The sequence below is a fragment of the Burkholderia alba genome (assembly GCF_034721475.1).
GTDB classification, from domain to species: domain Bacteria; phylum Pseudomonadota; class Gammaproteobacteria; order Burkholderiales; family Burkholderiaceae; genus Burkholderia; species Burkholderia alba.
This window is the reverse complement of record NZ_JAWJWL010000084.1, coordinates 1-5,222: the sequence shown is the minus strand read 5'-3', so window position 1 is coordinate 5,222 and position 5,222 is coordinate 1. Positions and strand designations below refer to the sequence as shown.

General features: G+C 54.1%; 6 protein-coding genes and 1 pseudogene. 3 read left to right on the top strand and 4 right to left on the bottom strand.

Translation table 11 applies throughout. The features are described 5' to 3' along the window. Positions 1 to 85: 85 nt before the first annotated feature. The 4 genes and pseudogenes from RZR99_RS32050 to RZR99_RS32035 form a co-directional block, all read right to left on the bottom strand. Positions 86 to 454, bottom strand: a complete 369-nt coding sequence (locus RZR99_RS32050; protein ID WP_323123713.1) for a transposase — start codon at positions 452 to 454, stop codon at positions 86 to 88. Positions 455 to 626: 172 nt separating this feature from the next. Then, positions 627 to 902 (bottom strand): transposase, encoded by a 276-nt coding sequence (locus RZR99_RS32045; protein WP_323123712.1) that lies wholly within the window; start codon positions 900 to 902, stop codon positions 627 to 629. 428 nt (positions 903 to 1,330) lie between these two features. Beyond that, positions 1,331 to 1,735: a PIN domain-containing protein gene (locus RZR99_RS32040; protein WP_323123711.1), complete on the bottom strand. Its 405-nt coding sequence runs from the start codon at positions 1,733 to 1,735 to the stop codon at positions 1,331 to 1,333. 208 nt (positions 1,736 to 1,943) lie between these two features. Next, a pseudogene (locus RZR99_RS32035) lies at positions 1,944 to 2,215 on the bottom strand (IS6 family transposase); the annotation flags it as partial. Between the two features lie 370 nt (positions 2,216 to 2,585). Between RZR99_RS32035 and RZR99_RS32030 the strand changes: the two are divergent. The 3 genes from RZR99_RS32030 to RZR99_RS32020 all read left to right on the top strand — a co-directional run bounded on the left by RZR99_RS32030 (position 2,586) and on the right by RZR99_RS32020 (position 5,007). Further along, positions 2,586 to 3,884, top strand: a complete 1,299-nt coding sequence (locus RZR99_RS32030; protein ID WP_323123710.1) for an MFS transporter — start codon at positions 2,586 to 2,588, stop codon at positions 3,882 to 3,884. A gap of 147 nt (positions 3,885 to 4,031) precedes the next feature. Then, a complete protein-coding gene (locus RZR99_RS32025) occupies positions 4,032 to 4,421 on the top strand; it encodes a nucleoside 2-deoxyribosyltransferase (RefSeq protein ID WP_323123714.1) in 390 nt (129 codons plus the stop codon). Between the two features lie 115 nt (positions 4,422 to 4,536). Continuing rightward, the gene (locus RZR99_RS32020) at positions 4,537 to 5,007 is read left to right on the top strand and encodes a hypothetical protein (protein ID WP_323123709.1); all 471 of its coding nucleotides are present in this window, start codon (positions 4,537 to 4,539) and stop codon (positions 5,005 to 5,007) included. Positions 5,008 to 5,222 lie beyond the last annotated feature (215 nt).

Sequence of the window (5,222 nt, the reverse complement as noted above, 5' to 3'; positions counted from 1 at the left end):
GACTACGCCGATCTCATGCCTTGGAGAATGCCTGTTGCCCTCAACCGCTGAGGGGCGTCGTTAAAAGACCGCGTACGATAGACCTTCAGCCCTTCGTCGAACCGGAGCAAGGCAACCCCCTCAGAATCTGGACGATCGTCGTCAGTTCTTCGAGGCGCACCTGATCCAATTCCAAGGAAATGCCATTTGGCAGGTGCACATTCAGTGAGAACACCGCAGCCGATTCGGCCGCAGTGGGGGCGGCCGCGGAAGTGACGACCTGCATAAAAGCTAACTCCTCAGGCACCGAAGCCATCGACATCTCGACGTGAGCCTCTCGCGACAACTCCGTTGTGGAGCTGACTATTTCGCCCGCGGCTTGTTCGCGCTGATACTTGGAGATCCACGTCCGAACAAGGTTCGGATTGATGTCGTGCTCCATGGCCGTCCGCGCGATCGACACCCCCGGTTTCATGTATAAGCTCGCGCTTCGCATCCTCGCCGTACTTTCGCCGCCCGTCCCGCTTGCGATTGACCACCAGCCGGGTCCGCAAACCTTCGTGTTGCTCGTTCATGCACACCTGTCCACGCTCATTGAACATGGACACGTAGCCTCAATAAATCAGCTTCGCCGCCCATGGCGTCCTTCAAAGAGCGCTTACGATCGAAACGCCATCAGCAACCACCGGTGTGCGAGCTACTCGCTCATGCTCGATTTGAGCATGGATTTTTTGATAACGCGCGACCCAGCTGCGCAGCAGGTTCGGATTGAGATCGTGTTCCATCGCTGTTCGGGCAACCGAAACGCCAGGCTGCAGGCATAGTCGGACCAGTTCGTCCCGTGCAGCATCGTCGTACTCACGGCGGCCATCCCGTTTCCGACCGATCACCAGTCGGCTACGCAAATCTCGTTTCTCGGTCATACACTCTCATGCTAGCTGTCCACATGGACACGTAGCATCAGAGTGCAGCGATTTCTAGACAAGGGTGTCGTTAATGGATCGCATACGTTGAATCCCCTTATTGCCGTTCGGCATGGCTACTCGATGGTCCTGGTGAATGTGCAATCCATCGTGTCACCCGGGAGCACTTGCCAGCTACCGCCCTTGACGAGGCTCGCAACATGAACAGCCTGCTGTTGTACATCAGCCAACATCGCACAACGATGTTCGAGTGGGAGTCTTGCTCACCGTTCGAACGACTCCCGTGATCTCGCAAGCGCTGCTAGTGCTTTTTGTGCATACCGCTAGCACATTTCGTGACCATGGCTAGCATAATATGTGAGCCTTACACATGCTGTCTGGGCGACTGGACGTCACCAAACACCCGACCTTCACGAAATCCAGCCAGATCAGTATGCGGGTGGCTTTGGTTGCAGTACCCACGCGTTCAACACAGCAGCGAGCACCGCGATTTCTCCGTCGGCCATAAAGTTATCCGCGGCCGCAACCGCAAGACACAGGCGGATGGTTTTGCGGCGCAAGACCGGGTCGTCGACTTCTGCGAGCAGCACGCCTAGCACTTTACTTTCGACCTGAGACGCTATTGGCGTAGACGGCGCATATGCAATCGAGAGATCCTCGCACAGCGCCTGCACGATCTGAGCGAACTCGCTAGGTCCGAGGCCGAGCTCGCGACCGAACTCAGGGTTCTTGATCTCCCTCTCTTCGCGATGATCGACGTGGCCGTCCGAGATCAGGACGAGTGCGACGACACGTGCGGCGGCTTGGGGACTGTTGCGGGGATATGTTCGCATGATGGACGTTTTCGCGGGAATGTTCCGCTGTGTTGATAGAGCATTCAGTTTCCGTCATCGGACAGATCGAAAAAATAAGAATATTTGGAAGTATAAGTTCGGAAAAAACTGATGATATATTTCTGTCGTCTGTTGTCCAGACTCGTACTTTTCCGGGCTTTGTCACGCTAGCGATGGCGGGATAAACCCGTAGTGTTCAGTCTGTCGCTCAGGCTGCGAAAGACGGATTTTGGGTAATGCCGTTGAAAAGTCGCCAGGTTTTGAACCGCGTCGCGCGCTGCTTGCGATAGAGCGACGCACATAGCAAATGACGTTTGAGCGCGAAGTGTTGCCGAATTGGGCCGAAGCACGACAGGAATACCTGCGTGCGCTGCGGATCTCGGAACCCGCGCGCATGCGACGCTCGCGTTCGCGCGTGGGCTGATGACTGTTCTCGGCGCGGTTGTTCACACGCGCAGCCGCTTTGACGAGAAGATGCTTCCATTTTTTCGACCGGCCTCAGTTCACCTTCCTCCGGAAACCTCGTTCGACTTCAACCGAAACCGCCGTTCGGCTTCGCCGAAATACGCAATAACAACCCATTGTTGTTATTGGGATAATAATTATATCCTGTTGCTATCGAGTTTTATGCTCCTTGAAACGCCTCAGCCTCAGCATACCCAGAAAGCATGGAAACATTTTTCTTTGGTATTGGACAAAATCGAACATCTATCGCTACGCTTCGCTTCATCAAGCTAAAGAAAGGCCCATGCATACCATGCATAATTTTTATTTGTCGTGCAAATCAATTATTTAAATGAAACGCATTTATTCGATCTAAAAATACTGCTTAAATATCGGCGACTTATCTATGCATACTTCTGAATCGAATGTCGCATCACATGACGAAAATCGCACACTTACATATCAAGACTACAAAACTTTAAGTCTCGCTGCATTGGGTGGTGCACTGGAATTTTACGATTTCATAATTTTCATCTTTTTTGCACCTGTTATCGGGCAATTGTTCTTCCCGCCTGACATTCCAAGTTGGCTGCGTCAATCGCAAACCTTTGGCATCTTCGCTGCTGGCTATCTAGCACGCCCCCTCGGCGGTATTATCATGGCCCATTTCGGCGATCTGTTCGGCCGAAAGCGGATGTTTACACTTAGTGTGCTAATGATGTCGGTACCAACCTTGCTTATGGGGCTCTTACCTACCTACGAGAATATCGGTACCTTAGCACCTATTTTATTGCTACTGTTCCGCATACTTCAAGGCGCAGCCGTCGGCGGAGAAGTACCTGGCGCTTGGGTATTTGTATCCGAGCATGTCCCATCAAATCACGTTGGCTATGCGTGTGGGACACTCACTGCAGGTCTCACGGTAGGTATTCTGCTCGGTTCGTTTGTCGCGGGTGGCGTGAATAGCTATTTCTCCATCACAGAGATTACGTCGTTCGCATGGCGGCTTCCGTTCCTGTTCGGTGGTGCACTCGGTCTCATCTCGGTCCATCTACGCCGTTGGCTGCATGAAACACCTATCTTTACCGAAATGAAGGCGCGGAAGGTACTCGCCGAAGAAATTCCGCTCAAGGCTGTGTTGCGGGATCATGGTCGAGCTGTTGTTGTATCGATGTTGCTTACATGGATGTTGTCAGCAACGATCGTTGTCGTGATCCTAATGATGCCAGCGCTACTGCAGAAGCAATTCCACATCCCCGCCGCCACGGCGCTATTTGCCAACAGCATCGCAACGCTGTGCCTAGCGGTAGGCTGCATGGCGGCAGGGAAACTCGCTGACCGGTTCGGTGCGAAGCGTATAATCTTCATCGGCGGTTTCGCGATTTCCGCCTGTTACTACTGGATGTGCGCACAAATCTCTCTCGATGTATCTCAACTCGTGCCCTTATATGCATTGACAGGATTTATGGTTGGCACAATCGGCGCGATTCCGATCCTGATGGTTAAGAGCTTTCCCGCTGTCGTGCGTTTCTCCGGCATCTCGTTTTCGTACAATATAGCCTACGCGTTGTTTGGTGGCCTTACCCCGATCATCGTGTCGCTGATGATGCAATCAAATCTATTGGCACCAGCCCTCTATGTCGGCATGGTCTGCGTGTTTGGCACAGTGGCAGTGCTGTTCGCAAAAAATGTCAGGCCCGATTGAACACGACGATTTGGAGGCGCGGTGGAAAACTTCGACTACCTTGGTGGAGATAATGATCTATACGGCGGACAATTACGATGAAATTGCAGCGCTCATTTCAATTTAACCGAAATTTGACATGACAGCTTCTCCCATCTATCTCGCCGAATTCGATGTTTTTCGCGCCGACGCTCATCAGCATGGGCGATATCTCAAACGCCATGCAAGCAATCGGGACTGCTTGGTCTGTTTCCACTCGATCTGGAAATTGATGATGAGACGTCCCTTCAAGCTGCGCGAATCTACGAAAACAATCTTTCGTTGCTTCGCTCATGCGACGCCGTCATGGCCTATCTTGATGATTTCCGCGGCGCTGGCGAACCCGATTCGGGTACCGCCTTTGAAGTGGGCGTCGCCGTCGCGCTGAATAAACCGGCGTTTGCCTATACAGAGGTCATCACGCCACTCATTGGGTGGATTTCTTATCGACGCGATAGCCTTTTGGGCATGCGTACTGCGAGCGCGGATATCGAATCGAGGATTTCGGCCTTGCGATGAATTTGATGCTCACCTGTTCGGTAACTCTGACCGAGGGCGGCCCGGTCGAGTGTCTCGCCGATCTGGTGAAGACACTCGACGGACTGACTGGATATTGTCAACGGGAAACTACCCCATGCTGGTCCGTGAACAGGGGCGTAACATCAAGCTGCTGCGCCTCGAATCCGTGCCGGGAACGCGCCGCACCCATCAAGTTTTGGTCGGTGTATTTCGTGCCGATACCGGTGTGCCGACGCCGCTGCTCGAGAAGTTGACGCCCGACGAGCGTCTGACGCTGTTACGATGGCTCACCACTCATCGGGAAAGCCGGGTTCGCGCGAAGGCCCAGCCGGGGCTGAGGCAGGCGCAACGACAGCTCGAGGCGATCGTCACGTCGCTCGACGTGGCAGCCGACACGCTATCGCCCGCCGCCGCCGCCGGTCTTTGGATCCAGCTACAGGCGATCGCGCGAGCGTTGCGGCGCGGTGGACATCCGCAGCCGGTCACGCCGTGGCAGCCCTCGACACAGCCACTTGGCCAACGGGATTTCGTCGACGAGCTCATGCCAATGCTTCCACTCGATCATCCCAAGCGTCCCACGAAGTAAAGTCGTGGAATCTGTCCCCAAATAAAACCCTGTACTTCCGTGAGGCGATCTGTCCACGTGGCATTGCCACGTTGGCGCTGGCGGGATAAAGCCGTAGTATTCAGCCGGTTGCTCAGGCTGCGAAAGACGGATTTTGGGTCATGCCAGTGAAAAGTCGCCAGGTTTCGAACTGCGTCGCGAGCTGCTTGCGATAGAGCGACGCGCGTAGCACATGA

Excerpts from the sequence above, each read along its gene's own strand:
- RZR99_RS32045 (WP_323123712.1), bottom strand. The coding sequence starts at position 902 with ATGACCGAGAAACGAGATTTGCGTAGCCGACTGGTGATCGGTCGGAAA.
- RZR99_RS32050 (WP_323123713.1), bottom strand. The coding sequence starts at position 454 with ATGAAACCGGGGGTGTCGATCGCGCGGACGGCCATGGAGCACGACATC.
- RZR99_RS32040 (WP_323123711.1), bottom strand. The coding sequence starts at position 1,735 with ATGCGAACATATCCCCGCAACAGTCCCCAAGCCGCCGCACGTGTCGTC.
- RZR99_RS32030 (WP_323123710.1), top strand. The coding sequence starts at position 2,586 with ATGCATACTTCTGAATCGAATGTCGCATCACATGACGAAAATCGCACA.
- RZR99_RS32020 (WP_323123709.1), top strand. The coding sequence starts at position 4,537 with ATGCTGGTCCGTGAACAGGGGCGTAACATCAAGCTGCTGCGCCTCGAA.